This is a genomic window from Nonomuraea diastatica, assembly GCF_004349015.1.
Taxonomy (GTDB): domain Bacteria; phylum Actinomycetota; class Actinomycetes; order Streptosporangiales; family Streptosporangiaceae; genus Nonomuraea; species Nonomuraea diastatica.
Genome location: NZ_SMKP01000155.1, coordinates 1 through 26,366 on the forward strand (window position 1 = coordinate 1; position 26,366 = coordinate 26,366).

Sequence of the window (26,366 nt, forward strand, 5' to 3'; positions counted from 1 at the left end):
CGTGGTGGGGGCGGGCCCGTTGGGCGCGGCCGGGTGGCGCGTGGTGAAGCTGTCGGCGACGCACTCGCCCAGGACAGCGATCATCGGGCCTGCCTTTCTGGCATGTTGCCGATTCGTTACGGCAGCAGGGCATTGACGTTTCTCGGATCGGAGTCCATCATCGCAGCACGGCAGATGTCAACGTTGACATATGTCAACGATGACATCGGATCCCCCCTGATAGGACAGCGCCATGAATGCAAAGCTATCGGCCGGCCTCCTGGTCACCGCGCTTCTCGTCACCGGCTGCGGCGGCAGCGGCGGGGGAAGCGACTCCGCCACCCCCAAGGTAGGACTGATCACCAAGACCGAGACCAACCCGTTCTTCGTCAAGATGAAGGAGGGCGCGCAGAAGGCGGCCCAGGCCAGCGGCATGGAGCTGATGAGCGCGGCGGGCAAGTTCGACGGCGACAACGCCGCCCAGATTACCGCCGTCGAGAACATGGTCGCCGCCGGCGTGAAGGGCATCCTCATCACCCCGAGCGACACCAAGGCCATCATCCCGGCGATCAAGAAGGCGCGCGACGCGGGCGTGCTCGTCATCGCCCTCGACACCCCCACGGAGCCGCAGGAGGCCACCGACGCGCTGTTCGCCACCGACAACCTCAAGGCGGGCGAGCTGATCGGCCAGTACGCCAAAGCCGCCATGGCCGGCAAACCCGCCAAGATCGCCACCCTGGACCTCGCCCCCGGCATCACGGTCGGCAGGCTGAGGCACGACGGTTTCCTGAAGGGATTCGGCATCCAGGAGGGCGACCCGTCCGTCGTCTGCTCCCAGGACACCAGGGGCGACCAGGCCAAGGGCCAGACCGCGATGGAGAACTGCCTGCAGAAGGCCCCCGACATCAACCTCGTCTACACCATCAACGAGCCCGCCGCGCTGGGCGCGTACACGGCGTTGAAGGCCAAGGGCCGCGAGAAGGAGGTGCTCATCGTCTCGGTGGACGGCGGCTGCACCGGCGTCAAGGCCGTGCAGTCGGGGCAGATCGCCGCGACCAGCCAGCAGTACCCGCTCAAGATGGCCGAGGACGGCGTCAAGGCGGTGGCCTCGTACGCCAAGGGCGGCCAGAAGCCCTCCGGCTACACCGACACCGGCGTCACCCTGATCACCGACAAGGCAGCCGACGGCGTCGAGGCCAAGGACACCGCCTTCGGCCTGGCGAACTGCTGGGGCTGATCGTGGCCGTGATGGAAGCGTCGCTGTCGCGCCGCCTGATCAGCACCCCCGTCGCGGGCCCGCTCGCCGCGCTCCTGCTGGCCTGCCTGTACTTCGGCCTGAACACCGACCAGTTCTTCACCGGGACGAACTTCTCGCTGATCATCCAGCAGGTCATGGTGGTCGGCACGCTGGCCATCGGGCAGACCCTCATCATCCTCACGGCGGGCATCGACCTGGCCAACGGCGCGATCATGGCGTTCGGCGGCATCGTGATGACGAAGCTGGCGGTGGAGAGCGGCCTGCCCGCGCTCCTCGCGGTCGCCGCCGGGCTCGCGGTCTGCGCCGGGTTCGGGCTGGTCAACGGGCTGCTGGTGACGCGGATCTCGCTGCCGCCGTTCATCGTGACGCTCGGCATGCTGAACGTGGCGTTCGCGCTCACCCACATCTACTCCGGCGAGCAGACCGTCACGGACCTGCCGCCGCTGCTGACGTTCCTCGGGCAGACGTTCCAGGTCGGTCAGACGAACGTCACCTACGGCTCGCTGCTGACGATCCTGCTGTTCCTGCTGTTCGCGTACCTGCTGGGCTCGACCGCGTGGGGCCGGCACGTGTACGCGCTGGGCAACAACCCCGAGGTGGCCAGGCTGACCGGCATCAGGACGCAGCGGCTGACCGTGGGCGTCTACACGCTGGCCGGACTCGTGTACGGCGTCGCGGCCCTGCTGCTCGTCTCCCGTACCGGGGTGGGCGACCCGCAGGCCGGGCAGACCGACAACCTCGACAGCATCACGGCGGTTGTGCTCGGCGGTACCAGCCTGTTCGGCGGCCGGGGCATGGTGCTGGGCACCCTGATCGGAGCCCTCATCGTGGGGGTGTTCAGGAACGGCCTGCAGCTGATGGGCGTACCGTCGATCTATCAGACGCTCATCACGGGCATCCTGGTGATCCTCGCGGTCGCCGTCGACCAGCTCTCCCGCAGGAGGACCCGATGACCACACCCGTGCTCCAGGCGCGCGGCCTGGTCAAGAAGTACGGCCACGTGACCGCGCTCGACGGCGCCGACTTCGACCTGATGCCCGGCGAGGTGCTCGCGGTCATCGGCGACAACGGCGCCGGCAAGACGAGCCTGATCAAGGCGCTGACGGGCGCGCTGCAGCCGGATTCCGGCGAGATCCTGCTCGACGGGAAGCCGGTGCGGCTCCGTGACCCGCTCGACGCCCGCAGGCACGGCATCGAGACCGTCTACCAGGACCTCGCGGTCGCGGCCTCACTGGACATCGCGACGAACATGTTCCTGGGCAGGGAACTGCGGAAACCGGGCATCCTCGGCCGGGTCTTCCGGATGCTCGACAAGAAACGTATGCGCGAGGAGTCGGCCAGGCACATGGCCGAGCTCAAGATCGGGCTGCGCTCGCTCACCCAGCCGGTCGAGTCGCTGTCGGGCGGGCAGCGGCAGGGCGTTGCCGTGGCCAGGGCTGTGGCGTGGGCCACGGACGTCGTGGTGATGGACGAGCCCACGGCGGCGCTCGGGGTCAAGGAGTCCGGCCAGGTGCTCGACCTGATCAGGCAGGTCCGCGACCGGGGCACGCCGGTGGTGCTGATCAGCCACAACATGCCGCACGTGTTCGAGATCGCCGACCGTGTCCACATCCAGCGCCTGGGCCGCAGGGTCGCCGAGATCGTTCCAGGCGACCACAGCATGGCCGAGGTGGTCGCCATCATGACGGGCGCCATCCAGCTGTCGGAGGGCAAGTCCGTCGTGACGGACAAGGATGCGGCGGAGGCGATCGGCCTGTCGTGAAGCGCCCCCGTACTTCGCCGGCTGCTGTGACGGGCCACTAGGATGGCCGGGATGCGGCGTCCGACGATGACAGATGTGGCGCGCGAGGTCGGCGTCACCGCCAAGACCGTCTCGCGGGTGCTCAACGACGACGGCCCGGTCGCCGTCGAGACCCGTGAGCGCGTCATGGCGGCCGTCAGGAAGCTGGGCTACCAGCCCAACCTGATGGCCCGCAACATGCGGGTGGGCGCGCGTGACGCCGCGATCGGCCTGATCATCCCCGAGATGGGCAACCCGTTCTTCGGCACGGTCGCGGGCGGCGTCGAGAGCGCCATCAGGGCCCGCGGGCTGACGCTCATCGTCGGCTCGTCGAGCGAGACGGCCGCCCTGGAGCAGTCGCTGATCGCGACGTTCCTGGCCCGCAGGGTGAGCGCCCTCATGATCGTCCCGTCGGCCACCAGCGAGCACCGCCATCTGCGCGGCGAACGGGTGGCCGGGCTGCCGATCGTCTTCCTCGACCGCCCGGCGGTGGGCCTGACCGCCGACAGCGTGGTCAGCGCCAACCGGGAGGGCTCGCGGGCCGGCGTCGCCCATCTGATCGCGTACGGCCACCGCCGCATCGGCTTCGTGGGCGACCTGCCCGCCTCTCTCTACACCCGCCGCGAACGTTTCCAGGGCTACCGCGACGCGCTCGACCGGGCGGGGCTTCCGTTCGACCGCTCTCTGGTGGAGACCGGGCACGACCAGGACGCCGCGGCCCAGGCCACCATGCGGTTGCTGGCACTGAGCGACCCCCCGACGGCGTTGTTCGCGGCCAACAACCTCGCGTCGATGGGCACGGTGGTGGCGCTGGCCCGGGCGCGGCGCACCGACGTCGCACTCGTCGGGTTCGACGACCTGCCGCTGGCCGAGGTCCTCGACCCGCCGCTGACGGTGGTGGCCCAGGATCCGGCGGGGATGGGGGCCGCGGCGGCGGAGCTGGTGTTGTCGCGGCTGGACGGCGACCGCTCCAAGGCGCGCAGGCAACTGGTGCCCACCCGGCTGGTCGTCCGCGGCTCCGGCGAGCTCTCTCCAGCCCCGCGACCGACCGGCCCCTGACCGGCGGGCATGGTGACCGACCGGCTCCGGTGACCGGCCGGTCTCGGGAGGATGTGGGGACGCCTGGATGGGCGAGCCGCTTCGCCCTGCTGGGGCGCAGCGGCTCGCCGGCCTCAGCGCCGGACCGTGAACTGCCCCGACAGTGGCCCGAGGGCGGGGGGATGGCGGCATGACGCTCCTTCGGTGCTGTGGCCGCGGGGGCCGATGGTGCACCTGGAACGGTGACATCTACCGACATTTCCTGACAAGATCGGTTTGCGGCGAGTTCCCGTCATATGACGTGATCCCGACACTCAACCGAGGAGGAGCGGCGTGCTCGAGGCCATCGGACTCGGCCCTCAGGACGAGGAGGTGTACGACGCCCTGGTCCGCCGGACGCAGGCGACGGTGACCGAGATCGTCGGCGACTGCCACCTGCCCGCAACGGCCGCGCGGCGCGTCCTGCAGTCACTGGTGGAGCTCGGACTGGCCACCCGCTCGGTCGGCCGGCCCACCCGCTACGTCGCGGTCTCGCCCGACAGCAGCGTGGAGGCCATCCTGCGCGAGCGCGAACGCGAGCTGGACGGCGTGCGCGCGCACATCAGGTCGCTGATGGACGTCTACCGTGCCAGCACCCGCTTCGCCCACCCCGGCGAGCTGATCGAGGTGGTCTCGGGCCGCGACGAGGTCAACCACCGGTGGGTGCAGATGCAGCAGGACGCGCGGGCGCAGATGCGCGGGTTCGACCGGCCACCGTACGCCGCTCCGCAGGAGCACACCGAGTCGAACCCGATCGAGCTCAACCTGCTCCGGCGTGGTGTGAAATATCGCGTCATCTACGACACCAGCGTGCTGGATCTGCCCGGCTGGCTGGAGGACGTGACGGCCGGGATGCAACACGGGGAACAGGCCAGGATCGCCGCCGACCTGCCGATGAAGCTGGCCATCTCCGACGACCGGCTGGCCATCATCCCGCTACTGCGGGCCGGCGACGACGCGGTCACGGCGTCGTACCTGATCCACCCGTCACCGTTGCTGGACGCCCTGGTGGCGCTGTTCGAGGCGCTGTGGGAGCGCAGCGTGCCCGTCCGGATGACGGCGCGCGGCGGGGAGCTGTCGGACGACGAGGAACGGCTGCTCACCCTCCTGGCGTCGGGCGCGACGGACCGCGCGGCCAGCCGGGCGCTGGGATGGAGCGAGCGCACGGTGCAGCGGCACATCACGAAGCTGATGCGGCGGCTGGGGGCGAGGACCCGCTTCCAGGTGGCGATGGAGGCGACCCGGCGCGGCTGGATCTGAACCCCGCGTACGGCGCCGCGCGACTTCGCCCACCGGGGTGACTGATCGCACCCGGAGTGCCGCAACCGCAAGCGCCGGAAAGTGTGGACCGAACGCTAAGAACTGTGCATTACGAGCCGATGACCTCGACCTCCGCACCTACATATCCTTCCATGGAAACGGAGAGAGTGAGGAACACCTGATGGTTCACGTAAGGCTCGCGGCCGCCCTTGCGGCGGGCGTCGTGGCGGTGCCGCTGATCGCTCTGCCGGCCCGGGCGGAAGCGTCGCTCAAGTGGTTGTGCACCACGAACGTCGTGGGAACCTTGTGCGGTACGCGCGATGGCGACCGGCTGAAGGTCAAATACTATCCGGTGTCCGGACAGGACGGTGCGGGAATCTTCAGCATTCGTACGGGAAAGTCAAATTACAAGTACAAGTACTCCAAGCCGAGGTATGTCAAGGTGGGAGAGCTCACCAAATTCACTTGGCGACATAAATGCAATACGTACTTCAAAGTCTACTGGCATTCCAACAAGGGCACCAATTCCGAGGATCTTTCGACAGCTCAATTCAAATGTTCGAAGTTCTAGATAACTACTAGATAACCTGGTCTCGCTTTTCTCGACAATTTGTCGGCGAAGCCGGCCACCGGGCGCCGGAAGCGATCGCCCAGCTGCTTGAACGGCGCCGGCGTGGCGAACGGGGAGCCCAGATGTCCGAACACCAACGCCACCACCTGGGAGCCGGCCTGAAGCCGCGCCTCCCAAAGCAAAGCCCTATTCCCGGCCACCCACCTGGATGGGAGGGCCAGCCGCTACGGCCCACTCATGCGGGACAGGCGACCGAGAACCACACGATCTTGCCGCCGTCGGCCGCCCGCACTCCCCAGTCGTCGGCGATCGCCGCGACGATCCACAGACCCCGGCCCGACGGCGCGTCGGGCCCTGGCGAACGCGGACGCGGCACGCCGTCGCCGGGGTCGAACACCTCACCGTAGATGCGGCCGTCGCGGTCCTCCAGGCGGAGCGCATACGCCGACCCGCCGTACAGGACGGCGTTGGTGACGAGTTCGCTGACGATGATGAGGCAGTCGTCGATCAGGTCGTCGTGGCCCCATGCGGCCAGGTCCGCGCGGACCAGGGCGCGTGCCTCGCCGACGCCGGCCGGCACCGAGGGCAACAGGTGCTCCGCCGTCCGGATCGGCGTCGCGGGCGGGGACCCGTGGCGGAGGGGCATACGCATCACATCTCTCGGATTTTGGGAGCGCTCCCATCCTACGGTAAGCCCCTTCCGCACTTATGGGAATCCGTGACGGCACACATTGTTGCCAATCCGTGTCCCGTTCCGAATCTCATTCCGGGCACGGACAGTTACGGAGCGGGATGCATCCCTTCAACGCCGCCATGGTCCAGGTGACGGGTTCCTGCGCGTCCAGCACCCTCGGCGAGGGCGCCGGCGGTCATCCGGCGGGCACCGTACGGTAGCCGTTCCAGACGAACCGGGCCGTGGTCACCGCGTCGTCGCCGTCTCCCGTGATGAGCTGATGGATCGCGATCCCGTCCAGCTCCCGATATTCGCACCACTCGTGGTCGGACGTCAGCACCAGGTCCAGCCCCAGGTCGACCAGCAGGTCGAACACCTGCCCCCGGTTGGTCCTGTCGACCCCCACGAACACCTCGTCGAGCAGGATGAAGCGCGGGCACCCCGGGTCGGTCTGGTAGTGCGCGGCCACGGCGGCGAACAGCGGCAGGTGCAGTGCGATGGCCTTCTCCCCGCCGGACAACGCCCCGTGCAGCTTCCTGGTCAGATCCTGCCAGCCCTGCCCGTCGCCCTGCCTTTCACCCTGCCCGTCGCCCCGCTGGAGCCTGACCACGAAGCGGTGCCAGGAGGTGTAGTCGAGCACCTTCATGAGCTGGTCCTCCCAGCTCGCCGACGAGTTGTCGGCCCGCGCCTCCTCCACGCGGTCCCTGAAGAAGACGTAGAGGGCCTCCTTGTCGGCCTCGCTCAGGCCGGCGGGATCGCGCAGCAGCAGGTCGCGGGCGGCGCGGGTGCCGGGTGACTGGGCGGGATCGACCTGCCACACCAGCCGCACGGCCACCCGCGAGGCGGTGCGGACACGTTCGAGGCGCTGGTTCATGCCCTCGACCAGCGCACTCGCCTGCCTGATGCGGTCGGCCAGGTGCCGGCGCGTGTCGCCGGCCAGCGTCCGGTCGAACAGGTCGCGCTCCGCCTCGGTGATGCCGGAGCGCCGCTCATCGCGCTCCTTGCGCAGGGCCGCGCTGAGAGCCGCGGCCCCCGCCCGCACGCCGCCGACGGTGGCGGTCAGCATCTGCACGTCGTCGTCGGGCGCCAGCTCCAGGCCGGCCCGGTCGGCGAGGACCTCCCTGGCGTGGTGGAAGGCGTCCTGCAGGCGCGCCTCGGCCTCCCTGACGTTCTTCTGCTCGTACGGCACGGACGCCAACTGCTCGGCGACGGCCCTGGCCGACTCCAGCACCGCCCTGGCCCCGGCGCCCGCGGGCGGCTCGGCCGTCACCCGCGCGTCCGCCGGCAGATGCCCGGCCGCCAGCCGCCGGAACCTTTCGGACACCTCGTCGCGCGTCCTCCCGGCCTCGGCGTGCTTCTCCTCCGCCGTGCCGAGCTCTCCTCTGAGCCGGCCGAGCCTGGCGTTGAGCTGGGCCAGGCTCTCGTTGATCGACTTGATGAGCCGGCGGCAGGCCTGGTAGGCGGTCTGGGTCTCCTGGAGTTGCCCGAGGACCCGATGGTGCTCGGCGCCGACCGCGGACTCGACGGCGGCCAGCTTCTCCGCCAGGACGACGGCGGCGGCCGCGGCCTCCTCGGCGCGTTCGACGGCCGCCACGGCCAGAGCCTGGTATTCGCGGGCGGTCTCGCACGCGTGCCCGGCGCGTTCCCTGGCGGCACGGGCGGCGGCGCGCCGGTCGTGCCAGACGGTGCCGGTCGTCTCCGCGGCGCGCAGGGCCTCTTCCAGGTTGTCGAGCGCTGGCGCGCCCGTGGGCAGCGCGTGGCTCGCGGCCAGCTCGGTGAGCCGCCGCAGCGACCTGGCGACGTCCCGCTCCCGCTCGTGCAGGCGCTGCTCGCAGGCGTGGAGCCGGTCTTCGAGCAACGCGACGCCTCGTACCGCGCCGTCGAGCTCCTGGACCGCCTCGGCGTACGGTGTCCTGTCGGGCCTGCGCCGCAGCTCGGCGGCGAGCGTGTCGCGGTCGCCCTCGACCACGGCGAGCAGGTGGTCGCACTCGGCGATCGTGCCCGCGAGCTCGCCGAGCCGGTCGTCCAGCTCGGCGATGCGTCGGCGCCTGGCCCGCTCGCGGGCGGTGGCGCCGATGTGGGAGGGCTCGGGCTTGACCCAGCGGCCCGCCGCGAGGCCGAGCCGCCAGGTGCCGTCGGCGCCGATGACCGCCGGATGGTCGACGCCGATCGCGCTGGGCGCGAACGCGATGCCGGACAGCACGGTGTCGGCGGGCACCGGCGAGTCCGCCTCCGTGAACAACACGTGGGCGAGGCTGTAGCCGGGCGCGGGCCTGGCCAGCGAGGCCACGGCGAAGGCGTCGTGCTCGCCCGCGTCGAACCCGCCGTCGGGCAGCAGCCACAGGTCGAGCAGGCCGGCCGCTTCGAGCGCGGCCTCCACGCCCGCCTGGGCGACCGGGTCGAGGCCCGACCTGAACGCCACGGCCCGCCACAGCGGCGCGCCAGGGCGGCCCTGCCGGCTCGCGGTGCGGGTGGGCAAGGCGGGCGGCTCCAGGACGGTCTGGTCGTTGAGGCGTTCGCGCTCCTTGGTCAGGCCGGCCCGCTCGGCGACCAGCCGGTCGCGCAGCCCTGTCAGGTGCTGCTCCCGGGCGGCGTAGCGGACGGCCGCGGCGGTGCGGGCGGCGCCGACCAGCTCGTCCGCCTGCTCGAACCGGTCGGCCAGGTCGGCCGCCTCGCCGGGGTCGAGCTGGAGCTGGGTGCAGCCGCCGGCCCACTCGGCCAGAGCCGTGGTCAGGTCGCGGGCCCGCTCGTCGCGCAGGCGCTCGGCCTGGTCGTGGGCGGCCCTGGCGGCGGAGAGGTCGTCCCTGGCGCCGTCGCGGTCCTGCTCGGCGGTGGCGCGGCGGTCGATCGCCTCGTGGTGTTCCGCGGCCCCCGCCCTCACCTCCCTGATCTGGGCGGCCCGGCTGGACACGGCGGCGCGCAGCAGCTCCCGTGCCCTGCGCACGTCCTCCTCGCCGTCCGGCCCGCCCGGCGGAGCACCGGCCGCCTCGCCGTCAGGCCCGTCCCTGAGCTCTGCGCGGGCGTCGTGGGCGACGGCGCGTGCGCTCTCCTCGTGGACGCCGAGCAGGCCGGCGCGTTCGGCCGCCCTGCGGGCCTCGCCCCTGGCGCGGTCGGCCAGCGCGGCGGCCGTGCGGGCGCCGTCCTGGGCCAGGACGGCCAGCTCCTCCTTGGCGGAGGAGGCGCGGGCCGCCGCACCGGCCTGGTCACGCAGCCGGGCCGCCGTCTCGTGCGCGGCCTGCGCCTCCGTACGCAGCCGGTGCAGCTCGCCGGCGGCCTGGTAGGCCTCGCTCTCCTTGAGCCCCTCGATCTGGGCGGCCAGCGCCAGCTCCTGCGACTCCTCCTCCGCCAGCCGCACGGTGGCGGCGTCCAGCTCGCCCTCGGCCTCCTTGAGCGCCTCCCGCTTGGCCCGGACCTCGGAGGCCAGCGCGTCCAGCGTGTGACCGGCGGACGTCACGGCCGCGGCGGCGGCCCGCAGGATGCGCTGGGCGTACCCGCGCTGCCGGGCGGCCAGCCGGTCGGCCTCCTCCACGTCGCGGTCGAGCAGCCGCAGCTCCTCGCGCTGCCGGTCGAGCCGCTCGAAGCCCTCCGCGATCTCGTGGATCTCGCCCTCGCCGAGCGGCGGCAGCGCGCTGGACAGCAGCTCCGACAGCAGCCCGGGGTCGAGGCGTTCGGACAGCTTGGGGGTGCGGAGCTGGCGCAGCGCGGTGAGCAGCGAGTCGTAGCGCTGCTCGCTGAGCCCCCGGTAGAGCGTTCGGCGCACGACGGTGCGGTAGGAGTCGGCGGACTCGTGCACCGTGCCCGACGTGCCGAGCTCCTCGGCGAGCTGGGCCTTGGTCAGCGGCTGGCCGCTCTCGCCGCTGAGCCGGATGCCGTCGGGCGTGCCGACGCGGGACTCGGTCGTGAAGTAGGCGGCGGTGACGTTCTTGGTGTGGACGGTGGCCTGGAGCCGGGCGCCGCAGGTGAACCAGCGGCCGCCGGAGTGCCGGAACTCGATCCACACGTAGCCGACCCGGGTGGCGCCGGCGGTGCCGTCGCCCATGAGGTTCCAGTGCATGGTGCGTTCGGTGCCGCCGAACGTCGACAGCCTGCTCGGCTTGAGGCTGGCGTCGAGCAGGTACGGCAGCAGCAGCTCCAGGACCTTGGACTTGCCGCTGCCGTTGGGCCCGCGCAGCAGCAGCCGGCCCCGGTGGAACTCGAACACCTCGTCGTAGTAGCGCCACACGTTCAGGATCCCCGCGCGTACGGGAACCCAGCGCTCCTCCACGACCTGCGCGGTGCGCGACGGCGTGAGCTCGGTGACTGTCATGCATCCTCCTGGACGGCCGTGCCGCGATCGACCCGGTAGCGGGCCGCGGCGGGCAGAGCGGCGACCCGGTCACCCGTGCGGCGGGCCAGCCCGAACATCGTGAGCACCTCCAGCGCGTCGGCGGCCAGCCGCGCCCCGCCACCGTCGGACTGGTACGCCTTCGCCCACTGCGGGAAGCGGCGCAGCAGCCCGCCCGCCTCGGCGTGGAGCCGCCGGGCGGTGATGGGCCCGGCCGAGACGAGCAGGTCGAGCAGCAGCAGGGCGGCCACCTTGGCGTGGCTGCCGTCGTCGGGGAACCGGGTGTCGGTGGCGGTGCCGTCGGGGTCGATGAGCAGGAACCCCTCGGCGCGCTCTTCGAGCACGAAGCCGGCTTCCTCGGCGGCGCGGCGCAGGATCCGGCGACCGGTGAGCGAGGCGGCGTAGCCGGACTCGGCGGAGGTCAGGTCGGCGCGGTAGACGACGGGCTCGTCGAGCAGCCGGCGGACGAGCGAGTGTCGGGCCCTGAGGTTGCGCTGGGTCTCGGTCGGCTCGTCGGCGCCGTAGCGGGACTCGGCGCTGAGCGCCGCCGTGAGCTCGCCGAGCGTGCCGGAGCCCGCCTCCCCGGCGGCGCCGGCGGCGATCCTCGACGGCGGCACGGGCGCGGCGAGCAGCCTGATCACGCGGGTGGTGTCGACCCTGTAGAGCACCTTGGCGCCCTCGTCGTCGAGGTAGGAGTCGGTCGCGCCGTCCATGACGGTGATCGCGCCATGGTGTTCGAGCAGCTTGAGCGCGTCGACGAGGGCGACCCGCTCGGCGGACTTGACCGGGTCGAACACGGGCACGTCCGCCTCGACGGCGGCCGCCTGCACGACGCGCTGGGCGAGCATGCCGATCGTGATGACCGGCGAGGTGAGCAGCTCGGCCGCGCACAGGCAGAACAGGGTGTAGCGGCGGCGGTCGAAGGGCGCCCTGGAGGCGCGGCGGCGGCGGGCGGGCCGGGTGGCGCTCGGCTCGGTCCTGACCTTGACCAGGCGGGCGTAGCCCTCGCGCGGCTCCACGACCAGCCGCCAGCCGCAGAAGTAGTCGAACCACTGGATGAGCGGCCGGCGGCGTTTCCTGATCAGGTCGAAGGCGGCGGGGTCGCTCCGCCGGGACACGAGCGGCCGGCCGAGCAGTGTCCTGATCGCCCGCGCGATCTCCTCCTTCTCGGCCCTGACGAGCTGGTTGGCGAGGCTGCTCATGCACCCGCCCGGTGCTCGGCGGCGGCGGGCGCGCCGGCGCGGGAGTCGCCGGGCGCGTGTACGTCGATGAGGTAGTCGGGACCGCGGAACCACCCTTCGGAGGTACGCAGCACCGCGACGGCTCCGTCTCCGGGCGCCCTGAGCACGATCTCGACGCGCCCGTCGGAGGTGACGGCCCGCCGGCGGCCGGTCGCGTCGGGGCGTTCGGCGAGGGCCCGGCCGAGCAGGTCGAGCAGCCGCCCGAACGCCTCGTGGTCGAGCACCCCCAGCTGCGACAGCCGCATCGCCCCTGTGGTGGCCAGCGCCGCCCATGCGGCCTCCAGTTCGGCGCGCTCCTTCTCGGCCCGCGACCGGCGCCCGGCCCGCAGCTCGGCCACGTCGCGGACCCTGCCGGTGCGGCCCATCCGCTCGGTGCGCCCGCGCGAGCGCAGCAGCGCCGACACCTCCACCGGCTCGGCCTCCGACCAGGGAACCCCGGAGGGGATCAGCTCGGCGTCGGGGTGCCCGAGGTGCGCGTGCCGGGCGGAGCCGAGCCCGAACGCCGCGTCCCACAGCCGGTGCGCGTCGTGCTCGGCGGGCGCGGTGGCGAACCAGCGGGCCAGCGTACGGAAGTCGGCGGCGGCGCTGGAGGAGCGGCGGCGGGAGTCGGTGATCCGGTCGAGCACCTGCAACAGCGCCACGATCGCCCGCCTGGCCACGTTGTGCAACTGCCGCACCCGCGGCACGACACGCTCGCCGGCCCAGTGGTCGGTGCGGTGGTCGGTGCGGGTGCCGTCGGCGAACCACGACCGCAGCCCTTCCCACCTGGCCGCCCGCGCCGCCAGCCACGGGGTGGCGTGGTCGGCGCCGGGTGCCCTCGGCAGGTCGGCGCCGTCGAGCGCCCGCGCGTGCAGCACGCCGACGCCGTGCTCCTCGACCCTTTCCAGGGCGGCGGCGATGGCCTCACCACGCTGCTCCAGGTTGGTCGCGAACTCCTGCAGATAGGCCACCACGGCGGACTTGACCTCGTGGAACGTGGCGAGATCGGTGCCTTCGAGGCGCAGCAGCCGCTGCAGCTCGCTGTTGAACCGCCTGGTGTTGGCGCGCAGCGCGTCGAGATGCCCCTCCAGCTCCTGAAGGCCGGTGAAGATGCGCCGGTCGCGCCCCGGATCGGGGTCGCGCAGCAGGACCTCCAGCTCCTCCAGCCGCTCGGCGATGGCGTCGAGCACCGCGGCCTGCAACGCGCCTGCCGAGTCCAGCATCGCCATCGCGTGCTGCACCCCGGCGAGCGCCGCCTCCCCGTGTGCGGTCAGCGCATAGTGCAGGTTCTTGCGCTCGTACTCCTCGGCGGTGGCGAAGCCGCCGGCGTGGTTGAAGATCACGTCGAGCAGTCCCCAGCCGGCCAGCTGCTTGAGCGTGCCGGACAGTTCGTGGTCGGCGACCGGGGCGTACCATCCGACCGATCGCAGCCGCTCGTGGACCTCTTCCGACGTCAGCGCCGTCTCGAACCGCTCGCCGGCCTCGCCGAAGGCGCAGAGGACGGCGGTGTGCAGGTCGGCCCGCTCGGTGGTGGTGAACCGGAACATCTCCGGCGGCACCTGTGGCAACTCCGTCATCGCCCCGCTCCCCTCCCCGCGACACACCCGCACGGCTCGCGCCGACAGCAAAGGTAGCGGCAGGACCCGGCGGACCGGCGGCTGTTTGCCCGCACATCACACGGGTACGGCGGGAGCATTGACCGGGGAGTTGTGATGGCGGAGTTCGAGGCGACGCGCGGCATGCCGGCCGACAGCATGATCGTGTTCGGCGTCGCGTCCGACGTGGAGATCATGGACAGGTGGCTGCCGCAGGGCCTGACGGTGACCGGCAGCGGCCCCGGCACCGTGGAGGCGGGCGGCGATCTGGTGCCCGGCACGGGCCCGCACGAAGGGCTGTTCCGGGCCTCGGACGAGCAGCTGCGCGTGGAGTGGGGCGGGCGCGACCATCCCGGCTACGCCGGGTGGCTGCAGGTCTCCGACGCGGCGAGCGGCACGAGTGAGGTGACCGTGCACATCTCGCTGCTCAACGAACCCGCCTCGGGGGCCCACGCCGACGAGATGTGCGAGCTGCTCGACCGATCGCTCGGCCAGCTGGCCGACGAAGTGCGCCGGCGCGTCGACGACGCCGGCTGAGCGCGCGCCACGGCGCTGACAGCTCCGTCCCACCCCCGGGTGTGGGAGTGGTGAGGTTCGGGTCAACCCCAGCCGTGCCTGCGCGGCGGCGAGGGCACGGCGGGAGAGATTGGGCGGACGTAACCGGACTTTCCCGCCCGAGGAGCCCATGGAGCTGCTGCTGATCCTCCACGCGGTGGCAGCGGTCTGCGCTCCCTGGCTGGCCGCCCGCATGGGACGCGCCTCCTTCGCCGTGCTGGCCGTGCCGCCGGCCGCCGCCTTCGTCTACACGCTCTGGGTGGCGGTGCGGGGGCTGCCCGTGCGGGAGGCCACCGCGTGGGCGCCGGTGATGCAGATGGAGCTGGACTTCCGCGCCGACCCGCTGGCCGTGGTGATGATGGCGCTGGTGACGGGCATCGGCGTGCTGGTGCTGGGCTACAGCGCCGCGTACCTGCCGGCGGACGACGACGGGCTCGGCCGCTACGGCGGCGTGATGGTGGCCTTCGCCGGGTCGATGCTGGGGCTGGTGACGGCCGACAACCTGCTCCTGCTGTACGTGTTCTGGGAGCTGACCACCGTCTTCTCGTACCTGCTGATCGGCTACGAGCCGGAGAGCCGGGTGAGCAGGCAGGCGGCGATGAAGGCGCTGGCGATCACCACGTTCGGCGGGTTGTGCATGCTGGCGGGGTTCGTGCTGACCGGGCAGGCGGCGGGCACGTACCGGGTGTCGGCGATCGCGGCCGATCCCCCGGCGATCGCACCGGTTGCGCTGGTGCTGGTGCTGACGGGGGCGCTGGCCAAGTCCGCGATCTTCCCGTTCAGCACGTGGTTGCCCGCCGCGATGGCCGCGCCCACGCCCGTGTCGGCGTACCTGCACGCGGCGGCCATGGTGAAGGCCGGCGTGTACCTGGTGGCCAGGCTCGGCCCGGCGTTCGGCGACGTGGCGCTGTGGCGGGCGGTGGCCGTGCCGCTCGGGCTGGTCACGATGGTGCTCGGTGGCTGGCGGGCGCTGCGCGAGACGGATCTCAAGCGGCTGCTGGCCTACGGCACGGTCAGCCAGCTCGGCTTCCTCGTGGCGCTCTTCGGCGCGGGAACACGGGCGACCGCGCTGGCCGGGGCCGCCATGCTGGTGGCGCACGCGCTGTTCAAGGCGGCCCTGTTCCTCGTGGTGGGCATCGTCGACCACGCGGCGGGCAGCCGCGAGACGGGCGAGCTCAGCGGGGTGGGCCGGGCGATGCCCTGGGTGTGCGCGGCGGCCGTGCTCGCGGGGGCGTCGATGGCGGGCCTGCCGCCGTTGGCGGGGTTCGCCGCCAAGGAGGCGGCGCTGGAGTCGCTGCTGGACGCGCCTTTCCTGCTGGCGGGCGTGGTGGCGGGGTCGGCGCTGACGGCGGCGTACACGCTGCGCTTCCTGTGGGGGGCGTTCGCCGCCAAGCCGGGGGTGGCGGCGCGGCCGGTGCACCGCGTGCCCGCGGCCATGTTCGTGCCCACCGCGCTGCTGTCGGTGCTGGGATTGGCGCTGGCGCCGGCGGCCTCCTGGTACGCGGGCGCGATGTCGGCCTACACGGAGTCCTTCCGCGACCCCGGCCACGAGACCCACCTCGTGGTGTGGAGCGGGTTCGGCCTGCCGCTGCTGCTGTCGGCCGCGGCGCTGGCGGCCGGCGTGCTGCTGTTCGTGGCCAGGGAGCCGGTGGCCAGGGCGGGGGCGGTGCTGCCCGTGCCGGACTCCAGCCAGGTCTTCTGGATCATCGTGAGCGGGCTCGACCGCTTCGCCATCCAGCTGACCGGCCTCGTGCAGCGCGGCTCGGTGCCCGACTACCTGATGCTCACCATGCTGGCCGCGGTCGGCGTCGGCGTGTTCTCCGTCGCCTACGGAGGTGCGCCGCGCCTGGACGTGCCGGTCGTCGCCTGGCAGCGGCCGGAGCAGCCCGTCATCACCGTGCTGATCGCGGCGGCGGCCGTGCTGGCGCTGCTCGCCCGCGCCTCCATCTTCCTCGCCGTCGTCGTCGGCGTCCTGGGGTACGGGACCGCGCTGCTGTTCCTCGCGCACGGCTCGCCGGACCTGGCGCTCACCCAGTTCCTGGCCGAGACGCTGCTGCTGGTGGTCTTCGCCCTGGTGCTGCGGCGGCTGCCGATCGACCCGGGCAGGGGGCGGCTGCCGTTCCCGGCCAGGATCGGGCTCGGGCTGGCCGTGGGGGTGGTGCTCACGGGCGCGGGCATGCTGGCGAGCAGCGCGCGCGACGTCGTGCCGGTCGGCGCGCACATGGCGATGCCGGCGGAGGAGGCGGGCTCGCGCAACATCGTCACCGCGCTGCTCGTCGACATCCGCGCCTGGGACACCCTGGGCGAGAGCACGGTGCTCATCGTGCTGACTCTGGGCCTGACGAGCCTCGTGTTCCTGCGGCGCAGGTCGTACCGGATCGAGCCGAAGGAGGCGGAGCACCCGCCGGCGGAGCCGCACTGGCTGGCCTCCACGCTTCCGCGCGGGCAGCGGGTGCTGGCGTTCGACGTGGTGGCGAGGCTGACGTTCCACACGGTGCTGCTGCTCTCGCTGTTCCTGCTGTTCGTCGGGCACAGCAGGGTCGGCGGCGGGTTCGCCGGCGGCATCGTGGCCGGGCTGGCGATCGCCGTGCGCTACCTGGCCGGCGGGCGGAACGAGCTGGCCGCGGCGGTGCCGGTGCACGCGGGCGTGCTGATGGGCGTCGGGCTGACGTTGTCGGCGGGCACGGCGCTGTTCGGGCTGCTGTTCGGCTCGGCGGCGCTGGACATGCTGGCCACGGACGTGAGCGTGCCGCTCGCCGGGCACGTGCACCTGTCCACCGGGCTGCTGTTCGACCTCGGCGTGTACCTGTCGGTGATCGGCATGGTGCAGGACGTGCTGCGCGGCCTGGGCGCCGAGATGGACCGCCAGATCGACGCAGGGGAGGGCTCGTGACCGTCTCCCTGGTGCCGTTCCTGGCCTGCTTCATGATGATCACGACGGGCGTGACGCTGCTGCTGGAGCGGAGCCTGGTACGCGCGCTCGCCGGCGTCGTCGTCCTCGGCAACGGCGTGAACCTGCTGATCCTCACGGCGGGGAGCAGCGCCGGCGGCTCGCCCATCCTGGGGGTCACGCCGCCCGCCAGGATGGCCGATCCGCTGCCCCAGGCGATGGTGCTCACCGCCATCGTGATCACCATGGGCATGACGGCTTTCCTGCTGGCCTTGGTGCACCGGACGTGGCAGCTGACCGGGACCGACGAGGTGCAGGACGACACCGAGGACCGGCGCGTGCGGCTGCGCTCGCGGCGCGGCGAGCTGGGCGACGCGGTGCGCCGCAGGGTGGACGACTACCGCCGGCTGCTCGTGCGGCAGCGGGCCGAACTGGCGAACTTGCAGGCCGAGCAGGCCGAGCGGGAGCGGCTGCAGGAGGCCGACCTGGAGCAGCGCCTGGCCCGGGTGTACGACGAGCTCGAGGAGTGGATGCGCCAGGGCCGGGAGCAGGGACTGTCGGAGGAGGAGCTGCACCGGCGCTTCGAGGAGGTCGGGCTGCGGGAGGAGGCGCGGGCGGGCGACAACCTCGCGCGCATCGAGGAGTTGCGCGACGAGCACGCCCGCCGGCGGGGGGCCCAGGCGGCCGAGGAGAAGGAACTGCGCAGGAAGCTGCGGGTGCGGCAGCGGGAGGCGCGCAGGCAGATGCGGGCGGCCATCAGGGAGGAGCGCGAGCGCCAGGCCCTCGCGCAGGACCCTGACCTGGAGGGGGACGGCTGATGGACCACCTCCCCGACGCGGAAAGGGGCTGAGCGTGGAGCCGTCCCTGCCCGTGGAAAGCCTCATCTGCGTGCCGGTGCTGCTGCCGCTGCTGGCCGCCGGGGTGAAGCTGGCCATCGGCGGGCGGCTGCGGCATCTGCAGTCGGTCATCAGCCTCGTCACCCTCGGCCTGTCGCTCGCCGTGTCCGTGGTGTTGCTGGTGGCGGCCGAGTCGCACGGCCCGCTGGTCACCCACCTGGGCGGGTGGCCGTCCCCGATCGGCATCTGCCTGGTCGCCGACCGCCTCTCGACGCTGGTGCTGGTGGTCTCGTCGGCGGTGACGTTCTGCGTGATGGTGTACTCGGTCGCCAACGCCTACGACCAGCAGGAGCACGACGCTCCCATGGCGATCTTCCATCCGGCCTTCCTGGTGATGGTGGCCGGGGTGGCGGACGCGTTCCTGTCCGGCGACCTGTTCAACCTGTTCGTGGCGTTCGAGCTGCTGCTGAGCGGTTCGTACGTGCTGCTCACGTTCGGCGGCACCGAGGCCAGGATCCGGGCCGGTGCGACGTACACGCTGATGGCCCTGGTCTCGTCCATGTTGTTCCTGGTGGCGCTGGCCGTCACCTACGGGGCGACGGGGACGCTGGCGCTGGCGCAGCTCGCCGAGCGTTTTCCCCAGCTGCCCGAGCAGGTGAAGCTGCTGGTGGAGCTGACACTGCTGCTGGCGTTCGCGATCAAGGCCGCGATCTTCCCCATGTCGGCGTGGCTGCCCGACTCCTACCCGACCGCGCCGGCTCCGGCCACGGCCGTGTTCGCCGGTCTGCTCACCAAGGTCGGCGTCTACTCGATCATCAGGCTGGAGGCGCTGCTGTTCCCCGGCGGTCCGGTGTCGACGCTGCTGATGTGGCTGGCGCTGGCCACCATGCTGGTGGGCGTGCTGGGCGCGGTCGCGCAGACCGACCTGAAGCGCATGCTCTCGTTCACGCTGGTCAGCCACATCGGCTACATGGTGTTCGGGGTGGCGTTGTCCACGCGGGCCGGGATGGCGGGCGCGATCTTCTACGTGGTGCACCACATCACCGTGCAGACGAGCCTGTTCCTGGTGGCGGGGATGGTCGAGCGGCGCACCGGCACCACGTCGGTGACCGGGCTCGGCGGCCTGATGAAGGCCACGCCGCTGATCGCGGTGCTGTTCTTCGTGCCCGCCATGAACCTGTCGGGCATCCCGCCCATGTCGGGTTTCCTGGGCAAGCTGCTGCTGGTGCAGGCCGGGCTGGCGGCGGGCGGCTGGCTGCCGGTCACACTGGTGGCCGCGGGCCTGGTCACGAGCCTGCTCACGCTGTACTCCGTCGCGAAGGCCTGGAGCAGAGCGTTCTGGAGCGGCGTGCGCGCCGAGCGGGTGGGCACGGTCGTGGAAAGCGAGGAGGACACCGGCGAGGACCCGACGGTGACCACGACGGCGCTGCCGGCGGCGCTGGCCGTGTCGGTGACGGCGCTGGTGGTGCTCGGGCTGTCGTTCACGGTGCTGGCCGGACCGCTGTCGGCGCTGGCCGAGCGGGCGGCGAGCGAGCTGATGGCGCGCGAGCCGTACATCACGGCGGTCCTGGGGAGGCAACGGTGAACCTGAACGTGCTGGCGCCGCGGGTGTTCGGCAGGCGGGTGCCGCTGCCGCTGGTCGCCTGGCTGACGCTGGTGTGGACGGCGTTGTGGGGAGACGTCAGCGCCGGCAACCTGCTGGGCGGGCTGGCCGCCGGGCTCGTGGTGACCTGGCTGCTGCCGCTGCCCGCCGTGGACCCCGGCATCAGGGTCAACCCGGCCGGCCTGGTTCGGTTCCTGCTCTGGTTCGCCTCGGAGATGGTGGTCTCGACCCTGCGGGTGGTGTTCTGGGCGGTCCACCCGGGCCCGCCGCCGACGCAGCTCGTACGCGTGCGGCTGCGCACGTCGTCGGAGTCCATGGTCGTGCTCACCATGGTCGCCATCACCTCCGTGCCCGGCAGCCTGGTGGCGGAGCTCTACCCCGAGGAACACGAGCTGGCGGTGCACGTGCTGGGGCGCCCGGGCGAGGTCACCGAGGCCGTGCGGGCGGACATCACCGCGCTGGAGAGGCGCATCGTGGAGGCCTTCGGCACCAGCGCCGACAGAGAGGAACTGCGATGACGGCGGTGTATCTGGTGGCGATCGGCCTGCTCAGCTGCGGGGCGGCCGCCACGCTCTTCCGGCTGGGGCGCGGGCCCTCGATGCTCGACCGGGCCGTGGCCCTGGACGCGCTGACGGCCATGGCGATGTGCGGCGCGGGGGCGTTCGCGGTGGTCAGGGACGACTATTCGGACCTGCCGATCCTGCTGGTGTTGTCGCTGCTGGGGTTCGTCGGCTCCGTGTCACTGGCCCGCTTCTTCTCGGGGAGGTCGCGATGAGCGCCCTCGACGTGGCGGCGGCGGCCTGCCTGCTGCTGGGGTCGGTGCTGGCGCTGGCGGCCGGCATCGGCCTCGTACGGTTCCGGACCACGCTGGATCGTATGCACGCCGGCACGAAACCGCAGGTGCTGGGCGTGCTGCTGGTGCTGCTCGCCATGTGGCTGCACCGGCCCACCTGGGCGACCGCGGGTCCGCTGCTGCTGGCCGGGATCTCCCAGGTGATCACCGTGTCGGTCGCGGCCTACATGGTGGCCAGAGCGTCCTATGCCCGGGGGTCGTCGGCGCCGCCCGACGACGGCTCGGCGACGCCGTCCGGCGGCTGATCCGACCTGGTCAGCGCCGGCTGGCCGAACCAGGTCCACAACGCCAGCAGGGCCAGCACGCCCGCGGTGACCCCGGCCAGCGCGGCGTCGAACAGGTGGTCGATCACGAACATCGTCGCCGTGGTCATCGACACGGCCAGGGCGAGCGCGCCGGCCAGGCCGTAACGGTTGGAGCGGCGTACCAGCGTCTCCTTGCGCCCCTGCCGGAACAGCACGCGGTGCTGCGCGGTCGGCGCGATGTACCAGATGGACGCGAGGGCAGCGCTGACCAGCGCCGCGTAGTACAGCCACTGGTCGGCCCTGTCGATCCGGGTGAACCCGGGCGAGAACGGCACCGTCAGCAGGAACGCGAACAACACCTGCACCCCGGTCACCGCCACGCGGGCTCCCTGCAGGAGCTCGACGAAATTCCGATCCGCCCGATCCCCGTGCGATTCCTCTTTCACCGGCACCCTCCCGCCCGTGCTCTGCGGCTCCCCTCCTTCCTCCGGCACGGAGGCTAAAACCTTGACAGAATCTTGACCGGTGTCATGGGCAGGTCACGCAGGCGATGGCCGGTCGCGTGGTGCACGGCGTTGCCGATGGCCGCGGCCGTGCCGACGATGCCGATCTCGCCGATGCCCTTGCTGCCCATCGGGTTCAGCTCGCCGTCCTGCTCGTCCAGCCAGACCGCCTCGACGTGCGGCACGTCGGCGCAGGCGGGCACGTGATACTGCGCCAGGTCCCGGCGCAGGAACCCGCCGAACTCCTCGTCGGTGAGCGTCTCCTCCATCAGCGCCATCCCCAGGCCCATCGTCATCCCGCCGATGAACTGCGACCTGGCCAGCTCGGGGTCCACGATGCGCCCGGCGGCGAAGACGCCGAGCAGGCGCGGCACGCGGATCTCGCCGGTCACGGAGCTGACCCGGACCTCGGCGAACTGCGCGCCGAAGGCGTGCCTGGCCAGCCGCGCGTCGTTCCCGACCTCGCCGGTGGTGTCGGCGCGGCCCTCCTTGCCGTCGCCACGCTTGAGCTCCTCACAGGCGCGTACGACGGCCGACCCCCACGAGGCGGTGCCCATGGAGCCGCCGGCGACGGGGGCCTCCGGCAGGTCGCTGTCGCCGAGCTCGACGTGCACCTGACCGGGTGGAACGCCCAGCGCGTCCGCGGCGATCCTGACGAGCGCTGTACGGGCGCCGGTGCCGATGTCGGCGGCGGCCACCTGGATGACGTAGTCACCGTCGCGCACGAAGGCGAAGGCGCTGGCCGGGCGGCGCCTGGCCGGGTAGGTGGAGGCGGCCACGCCGGTGCCGACCAGCCACTCCCCCTCGCGCCTGACGCCGGGCTCCGGGTCGCGGTGCCGCCAGCCGAAGCGGCGGGCGCCCTCGCGCAGGCACATCACGAGGTTGCGGGAGCTGAACGGCAGCCCGCCCTCCGGCTCGGCGTCGGCGTCGTTGACGACGCGCAGCTCGACGGGGTCCATGCCGAGGGCGCAGGCGAGTTCGTCCATGGCGGACTCGAGCGCGTACATGCCGGGGCACTCCCCCGGCGCGCGCATCCACGACGGGGTGGCCACGTCCAGCCGGACCAGGCGGTGCGCGGTGCGCAGTGCGGGCGTGGCGTACATGACGCGGGCCGGGGTCGCGGTCTGCTCGGCGAACTCGATCAGCGTCGAGCTCTGCTCGTACGCCACGTGCTCCACCGCCGTGAGCCGGCCGCCGGCGTCCGCGCCGAGCCGCAGCCGCTGGATCGTCGGCGTGCGGTAGCCCGTGACGTCGAACATCTGGTGCCGGGTCAGCGCGACCTTGACCGGGCGGCCCGCGGCCCTGGCCGCCAGGGCGGCGAGCACGGCGTGCGGCCTGGTGGAGCCCTTCGACCCGAACCCGCCGCCGACGTGCCTGGACACCACGCGCACGTCCTCCCGCGGCAGGCCCAACGTCCGCGCGATGGTGTCGCGGTCGGGGGACGTGCCCTGCGTGCTGTCGTAGACCAGCAACCTGCCCTCGGGGTCCCACACGGCCAGGGCGGCGTGCGGCTCCATCGGGTTGTTGTGCAGGACAGGGGTCGAATAGGTCACGTCGACGCTCGCGGCGGCGACGTCGAGGCCGGCCTCGACGTCGCCCTTCACGGTGTCGGCCGGGTAGTCGGGATTGACGACGTCCGGCCGGTAGAAGCCGGGATGGCCGGAGCGCAGGGCGACGTCGTGGTCGTCCGGGTCGTACTCGACGCGCACGGCCGCGGCGGCGGCGCGGGCGTTCTCGTAGGTGCCGGCGACGACGGCGGCGACGATCTGGCCGCGGTAGGCGACGTCGCGGCTCTGGAAGAGCGCCAGTTCGGCATCGGCGTCCTCGGCCAGCCGGGGCGGATCCTCGCAGGACAGCACGGCCAGCACGCCGGGCATCTCGCGGGCCGCGGCGTCGTGGACGCCGGCGATGCGGCCCTTGGCGACCAGCGACTGCACGGGGTAGGCGTAGGCGACGGCTTCGACCGGATATTCGGCCGCGTACGTGGCCAGCCCGGTGACCTTGACGCGGCCCTCGACGCGGTTCACGGTGCCAGCTCCTCGAGGGTCGCGACGATCAGATTTCTGGCCAGCGGCAGTTTGTAGGCGTTGCGCGGCAGCGGGCGGGCCTGGTCGAGCTCGGCCTCCGCGGCTTCCAGGAACGCCGCGCCGGTGGCGGGCCCGCCGATCAGCAGCCGCTCGGCGCGCTCGGCCCGCCACGGGACGTGGGCCACGCTGCCGAGCGCGATGCGGCAGTCGCTCACGACACCGTCGGAGCCGACGTCGAGCGACGCGGCGATGGACACGAGCGCGAACGCGAACGACGCCCGCTCGCGCACCTTCCGGTACGCGGAGGCCCCCGGCGGGGACGCGGGCAGTTCCACGGCGGTGATCAGGTCGCCGGGCTCCAGCACCGTGTCGCGTTCCGGCTCTTCGCCCGGCAGCCGGTGCAGCCCGGGCATCGGGATGATCCGGTCACCTCCCGGGCCGGTGACGTGCACCTCGGCGTCCAGCGCGGCCAGCGCGACCGCCATGTCCGACGGGTGGGTGGCCACGCAGGCGCCGGAGGCGCCGAGCACGGCCAGGTTGCCGTGGTCGCCTTCGATGGCCGGGCAGCCGGAGCCTGGGCGGCGCTTGTTGCAGGGCCTGCTCACGTCCTGGAAGTAGGCGCAGCGGGTGCGTTGCAGCAGGTTGCCGGCCACGGTCGCCATGTTGCGCACCTGCCCGGACGCCCCGGCCAGCACCGCCCGCGCGAGCATCGGGTAGTGGGTGCGCACCAGCGGGTCGGCGGCGAGATCGGTGTTGCGCACGGCCGCTCCCACGCGGAGCCGGTCGCCGACCGGCTCGATCACGTCGAGCGGCAGCCGGCTGACGTCCACCAGCAGGTCGGGCTCGGCCACACCCAGCCGCATGAGGTCGACCAGGTTGGTGCCGCCGCCCAGGTACATGGTGCCGGGCCGGAACCGGCGCACGGCGTCGGACGGGCTGCCGGCGCGGGCGTACTCGAAGCGCTTCACAGGGCGGCCTCGGCGATCGCCTTGACGATGTTGACGTAGGCGCCGCACCTGCACAGGTTGCCGCTCATCCGTTCCCTGATCTCCTCGGGCGTCAGCTCGGGATCGAGCGCGAGATCGCCGGTGACGGCGCTCGGCCCCGGCTCACCCAGCATGGCCACGGCCGAGCAGAGCTGCCCCGGCGTGCAGTAGCCGCACTGGAACGCGTCGTGTTCGATGAAGGCCGCCTGCAGCGGATGCAGGTCGTCCCCCTCGGCCAGTCCTTCGACGGTGGTGACCTCGGAACCGTCCACGGCGACCGCCAGCGCGAGGCACGCGTTGGCCCGCCGCCCGTCGATGAGAACGGTGCACGCGCCGCACTGCCCGTGGTCGCAGCCCTTCTTGGCGCCGATCAGCCCCAGCCGCTCGCGCAGCAGATCGAGCAGCGACATCCGCGGGTCGACGTCGACCGCGTGCGGTGTGCCGTTCACCTTCAGGGTGATGTCCATGGCGCACGACTACCCGACGCCCTCACCAAACAATCCTAAGGACGCCAAATCCAGACGGAGCCTTGATTGGCCCAGTTTTGCGGGAACGCTGCCGGGTAGCGCGGCGGTCATGGGGCGGGCCATGGACGAACAGACGACGGACTCCGCGGCGATCCTGACCGTGAACGCCGGCTCGTCGAGCCTGCGTTTCGATCTCGTCCAGGGCGGCAGCGTGCTCGACAGCGCGCACACCGGGCGCGCCGCCGACCCGGGCGCCGCGCGGGAGGAGCTGTCGGCGTTCCTCGGCGGCCACTTCGACCGCGACGTCCGGGCCGTGGCGCACCGGCTGGTGCACGGCGGCGACGTCGTCCGCGCGCCGAGCGTCGCCGACGACGAGACGGTCTCCGCGTTGCGCGGCGTCACTGCCCTGGCGCCGCTGCACCTGCCGCCCGCGCTGGCCCTGCTGGACGCGGCCCGCGAGCAGCTGCCCGCCGTGCCGCACGTGCTCTGCCCCGACACCGCCTTCCACGCCGGCCTGCCCGACGCGGCGGCGGCCTACCCGCTGCCGTCCGAATGGCGCAGGCGGCACGGCCTGCGCCGGTACGGCTTCCACGGCCTGTCGTACGCCTGGGCCGCCGACCGGGTGGCCGACCTGCTCGGCAGGCCGCTCACGGAGCTGGATCTGGTGCTGGCGCATCTGGGCGGTGGCTGCTCGGTGTGCGCGGTGTCGGGCGGGCGCAGCCTCGACACCTCGATGGGGTTCACGCCGCTCGACGGACTGCCCATGAGCAAGCGCTCGGGCAGCGTGGACCCGGGGATGCTGGTATGGCTGCTGTCGGAGGGCCACCTGTCGGTGGCGGAGCTCGGCGAAGGGCTGGAGCGGCGGTCGGGGCTGCTCGGCCTGTCCGACGGCCTGTCCGGCGACACGCGGGACCTCGTCGCGGCCGAGCGTGACGGCAACGACGCGGCCGCGCTGGCGCTGCGCGTGTTCGGCCACCGGGTGAGCAGGGAGATCGCCGCCGCGGCCACCTCGCTCCGGCGGATCGACGCGCTCGTGTTCACCGGGGAGATCGGCTGGGACCAGCCCGAGGTGCGTGAAGCCGTCTGCGGCCGCCTCGGCCTGCTCGGCGTGCTGCCTCCCGTACGCGGCAACCGCCACGACGACGGGCCGGTCAGCGCGCCCGGCGCCGCCGTACCCGTCCTGGTGGTCCAGGTACGCGAGGAGCTGCAGCTCGCGCGCGAGTGCCTGGACGTCCTCGCGGTCGCGGACCCATGACGGAGCGCGGCGAGGCCCACCGGCCGCGCCGCCGCCGGCCCGCACCGCCACCGGCCAGGCCCGCGAGGGCGACGGCGAGATCCACGGCCGGCGCCGCGGCTGACCGGGACCCGCAACCCCACTACCTCGGGCCGCAACCTCGACACACCACCTCGGGCCGCACCTTCGGCCCGGCACCACCTGCTGACTGGCCGCGTGGGTGAGGTCGGGTGCGTGCTCATCGTGAAGAGATGTGGAGTCCTGCCGGGGGGCGCCGGGGTGCCCTGGGGACCGAACAGCGCCGGGGACGGGTTGCGGACCCTGTGCCCCCCGGGCCGCGATTTGGACGATTGTCGGTGTCGGGTGATTGGATCCCTGCTGTGGAGGCGTCGGTCGAGCAGCTCGTCTACGTCCGCGAGGACGCATACAC

The 26,366-nt window shown here is 72.5% G+C and carries 22 protein-coding genes; 14 read left to right on the top strand and 8 right to left on the bottom strand.

Going from position 1 to position 26,366, the window contains the following annotated elements; all coding sequences use genetic code 11:
- Window positions 1-232: 232 nt before the first annotated feature.
- From E1294_RS38505 to E1294_RS38530, 6 genes are all read left to right on the top strand, one after another.
- Window positions 233-1,216 carry a sugar ABC transporter substrate-binding protein gene (locus tag E1294_RS38505; RefSeq protein ID WP_132515913.1) on the top strand — a complete coding sequence of 328 codons (984 nt, stop codon included), beginning with the start codon at window positions 233-235 and terminating at the stop codon, window positions 1,214-1,216.
- Window positions 1,217-1,227: 11 nt separating this feature from the next.
- Window positions 1,228-2,190 (top strand): ABC transporter permease, encoded by a 963-nt coding sequence (locus E1294_RS38510; RefSeq protein WP_132515914.1) that lies wholly within the window; start codon window positions 1,228-1,230, stop codon window positions 2,188-2,190.
- The gene (locus tag E1294_RS38515; protein WP_132515915.1) at window positions 2,187-2,999 is read left to right on the top strand and encodes an ATP-binding cassette domain-containing protein; all 813 of its coding nucleotides are present in this window, start codon (window positions 2,187-2,189) and stop codon (window positions 2,997-2,999) included. The genes E1294_RS38510 and E1294_RS38515 overlap by 4 nt, the downstream gene beginning before the upstream one ends.
- Before the next feature lie 51 nt (window positions 3,000-3,050).
- Window positions 3,051-4,076, top strand: a complete 1,026-nt coding sequence (locus E1294_RS38520) for a LacI family DNA-binding transcriptional regulator (RefSeq protein WP_220448166.1) — start codon at window positions 3,051-3,053, stop codon at window positions 4,074-4,076.
- 312 nt (window positions 4,077-4,388) lie between these two features.
- Window positions 4,389-5,354: a helix-turn-helix transcriptional regulator gene (locus E1294_RS38525; protein WP_132515917.1), complete on the top strand. Its 966-nt coding sequence runs from the start codon at window positions 4,389-4,391 to the stop codon at window positions 5,352-5,354.
- 181 nt (window positions 5,355-5,535) lie between these two features.
- Complete coding sequence (locus E1294_RS38530; protein WP_132515918.1) at window positions 5,536-5,925, top strand: hypothetical protein; 390 nt, start codon at window positions 5,536-5,538, stop codon at window positions 5,923-5,925.
- A 235-nt stretch (window positions 5,926-6,160) separates the two neighbouring features.
- On the opposite strand, the gene E1294_RS38535 is transcribed toward E1294_RS38530, so the two are convergent.
- From E1294_RS38535 to E1294_RS38550, 4 genes are all read right to left on the bottom strand, one after another.
- Window positions 6,161-6,577, bottom strand: a complete 417-nt coding sequence (locus tag E1294_RS38535; protein ID WP_132515919.1) for an ATP-binding protein — start codon at window positions 6,575-6,577, stop codon at window positions 6,161-6,163.
- A gap of 217 nt (window positions 6,578-6,794) precedes the next feature.
- Window positions 6,795-10,904 (bottom strand): TIGR02680 family protein, encoded by a 4,110-nt coding sequence (locus E1294_RS38540; RefSeq protein ID WP_132515920.1) that lies wholly within the window; start codon window positions 10,902-10,904, stop codon window positions 6,795-6,797.
- The gene (locus E1294_RS38545) at window positions 10,901-12,124 is read right to left on the bottom strand and encodes a TIGR02678 family protein (protein ID WP_132515921.1); all 1,224 of its coding nucleotides are present in this window, start codon (window positions 12,122-12,124) and stop codon (window positions 10,901-10,903) included. The genes E1294_RS38540 and E1294_RS38545 overlap by 4 nt, the downstream gene beginning before the upstream one ends.
- Window positions 12,121-13,719 (bottom strand): TIGR02677 family protein, encoded by a 1,599-nt coding sequence (locus E1294_RS38550; RefSeq protein ID WP_220448167.1) that lies wholly within the window; start codon window positions 13,717-13,719, stop codon window positions 12,121-12,123. Before E1294_RS38550 ends, E1294_RS38545 begins: the two co-directional genes overlap by 4 nt.
- 135 nt (window positions 13,720-13,854) lie before the next feature.
- Here E1294_RS38550 and E1294_RS38555 point away from each other — a divergent pair, with 135 nt between their 5' ends.
- From E1294_RS38555 to mnhG, 7 genes are all read left to right on the top strand, one after another.
- The gene (locus E1294_RS38555; RefSeq protein ID WP_132515922.1) at window positions 13,855-14,274 is read left to right on the top strand and encodes an SRPBCC family protein; all 420 of its coding nucleotides are present in this window, start codon (window positions 13,855-13,857) and stop codon (window positions 14,272-14,274) included.
- Between the two features lie 148 nt (window positions 14,275-14,422).
- Window positions 14,423-17,185, top strand: a complete 2,763-nt coding sequence (locus tag E1294_RS38560) for a Na+/H+ antiporter subunit A (protein ID WP_132515923.1) — start codon at window positions 14,423-14,425, stop codon at window positions 17,183-17,185.
- A complete protein-coding gene (locus E1294_RS38565; protein WP_132515924.1) occupies window positions 17,182-18,000 on the top strand; it encodes a Na(+)/H(+) antiporter subunit C in 819 nt (272 codons plus the stop codon). Before E1294_RS38560 ends, E1294_RS38565 begins: the two co-directional genes overlap by 4 nt.
- A 34-nt stretch (window positions 18,001-18,034) precedes the next feature.
- On the top strand, window positions 18,035-19,603 hold the full coding sequence (locus E1294_RS38570) for a Na+/H+ antiporter subunit D (RefSeq protein WP_246083604.1): 1,569 nt from the start codon (window positions 18,035-18,037) through the stop codon (window positions 19,601-19,603).
- Window positions 19,600-20,139 (top strand): Na+/H+ antiporter subunit E, encoded by a 540-nt coding sequence (locus E1294_RS38575; protein ID WP_132515925.1) that lies wholly within the window; start codon window positions 19,600-19,602, stop codon window positions 20,137-20,139. The genes E1294_RS38570 and E1294_RS38575 overlap by 4 nt, the downstream gene beginning before the upstream one ends.
- Complete coding sequence (locus tag E1294_RS38580; protein WP_132515926.1) at window positions 20,136-20,396, top strand: monovalent cation/H+ antiporter complex subunit F; 261 nt, start codon at window positions 20,136-20,138, stop codon at window positions 20,394-20,396. The genes E1294_RS38575 and E1294_RS38580 overlap by 4 nt, the downstream gene beginning before the upstream one ends.
- Window positions 20,393-20,719: a monovalent cation/H(+) antiporter subunit G gene (gene mnhG / locus E1294_RS38585; RefSeq protein ID WP_132515927.1), complete on the top strand. Its 327-nt coding sequence runs from the start codon at window positions 20,393-20,395 to the stop codon at window positions 20,717-20,719. Before E1294_RS38580 ends, mnhG begins: the two co-directional genes overlap by 4 nt.
- Here mnhG and E1294_RS38590 read toward each other — a convergent pair.
- Genes E1294_RS38590 through E1294_RS38605 form a run of 4 tightly spaced genes read right to left on the bottom strand, consistent with a single transcriptional unit; the run spans window position 20,659 to window position 24,702 of the window.
- A complete protein-coding gene (locus tag E1294_RS38590) occupies window positions 20,659-21,165 on the bottom strand; it encodes a DUF6328 family protein (protein WP_132515928.1) in 507 nt (168 codons plus the stop codon). The genes mnhG and E1294_RS38590 overlap by 61 nt on opposite strands.
- A 53-nt stretch (window positions 21,166-21,218) precedes the next feature.
- On the bottom strand, window positions 21,219-23,249 hold the full coding sequence (locus E1294_RS38595; RefSeq protein WP_132515929.1) for a xanthine dehydrogenase family protein molybdopterin-binding subunit: 2,031 nt from the start codon (window positions 23,247-23,249) through the stop codon (window positions 21,219-21,221).
- Window positions 23,246-24,217 carry an FAD binding domain-containing protein gene (locus E1294_RS38600; RefSeq protein WP_132515930.1) on the bottom strand — a complete coding sequence of 324 codons (972 nt, stop codon included), beginning with the start codon at window positions 24,215-24,217 and terminating at the stop codon, window positions 23,246-23,248. The genes E1294_RS38595 and E1294_RS38600 overlap by 4 nt, the downstream gene beginning before the upstream one ends.
- Complete coding sequence (locus E1294_RS38605) at window positions 24,214-24,702, bottom strand: (2Fe-2S)-binding protein (RefSeq protein WP_132515931.1); 489 nt, start codon at window positions 24,700-24,702, stop codon at window positions 24,214-24,216. Before E1294_RS38605 ends, E1294_RS38600 begins: the two co-directional genes overlap by 4 nt.
- A 121-nt stretch (window positions 24,703-24,823) precedes the next feature.
- On the opposite strand from E1294_RS38605, the gene E1294_RS38610 reads away from it, so the two are divergent.
- Window positions 24,824-25,957: an acetate/propionate family kinase gene (locus E1294_RS38610; protein WP_246083605.1), complete on the top strand. Its 1,134-nt coding sequence runs from the start codon at window positions 24,824-24,826 to the stop codon at window positions 25,955-25,957.
- The last annotated feature ends 409 nt before the right edge of the window (window positions 25,958-26,366 follow it).

What these genes read in the sequence shown, in the direction of transcription:
- E1294_RS38550 (WP_220448167.1), bottom strand. Translation starts at nt 13,719, where the DNA reads ATGACGGAGTTGCCACAGGTGCCGCCGGAGATGTTCCGGTTCACCACC.
- E1294_RS38610 (WP_246083605.1), top strand. Translation starts at nt 24,824, where the DNA reads ATGGACGAACAGACGACGGACTCCGCGGCGATCCTGACCGTGAACGCC.
- E1294_RS38530 (WP_132515918.1), top strand. Translation starts at nt 5,536, where the DNA reads ATGGTTCACGTAAGGCTCGCGGCCGCCCTTGCGGCGGGCGTCGTGGCG.
- E1294_RS38560 (WP_132515923.1), top strand. Translation starts at nt 14,423, where the DNA reads ATGGAGCTGCTGCTGATCCTCCACGCGGTGGCAGCGGTCTGCGCTCCC.
- E1294_RS38510 (WP_132515914.1), top strand. Translation starts at nt 1,228, where the DNA reads ATGGAAGCGTCGCTGTCGCGCCGCCTGATCAGCACCCCCGTCGCGGGC.
- E1294_RS38555 (WP_132515922.1), top strand. Translation starts at nt 13,855, where the DNA reads ATGGCGGAGTTCGAGGCGACGCGCGGCATGCCGGCCGACAGCATGATC.
- E1294_RS38535 (WP_132515919.1), bottom strand. Translation starts at nt 6,577, where the DNA reads ATGCGTATGCCCCTCCGCCACGGGTCCCCGCCCGCGACGCCGATCCGG.
- E1294_RS38540 (WP_132515920.1), bottom strand. Translation starts at nt 10,904, where the DNA reads ATGACAGTCACCGAGCTCACGCCGTCGCGCACCGCGCAGGTCGTGGAG.
- E1294_RS38505 (WP_132515913.1), top strand. Translation starts at nt 233, where the DNA reads ATGAATGCAAAGCTATCGGCCGGCCTCCTGGTCACCGCGCTTCTCGTC.
- E1294_RS38545 (WP_132515921.1), bottom strand. Translation starts at nt 12,124, where the DNA reads ATGAGCAGCCTCGCCAACCAGCTCGTCAGGGCCGAGAAGGAGGAGATC.
- E1294_RS38515 (WP_132515915.1), top strand. Translation starts at nt 2,187, where the DNA reads ATGACCACACCCGTGCTCCAGGCGCGCGGCCTGGTCAAGAAGTACGGC.
- E1294_RS38520 (WP_220448166.1), top strand. Translation starts at nt 3,051, where the DNA reads ATGCGGCGTCCGACGATGACAGATGTGGCGCGCGAGGTCGGCGTCACC.
- mnhG (WP_132515927.1), top strand. Translation starts at nt 20,393, where the DNA reads ATGAGCGCCCTCGACGTGGCGGCGGCGGCCTGCCTGCTGCTGGGGTCG.
- E1294_RS38605 (WP_132515931.1), bottom strand. Translation starts at nt 24,702, where the DNA reads ATGGACATCACCCTGAAGGTGAACGGCACACCGCACGCGGTCGACGTC.
- E1294_RS38580 (WP_132515926.1), top strand. Translation starts at nt 20,136, where the DNA reads ATGACGGCGGTGTATCTGGTGGCGATCGGCCTGCTCAGCTGCGGGGCG.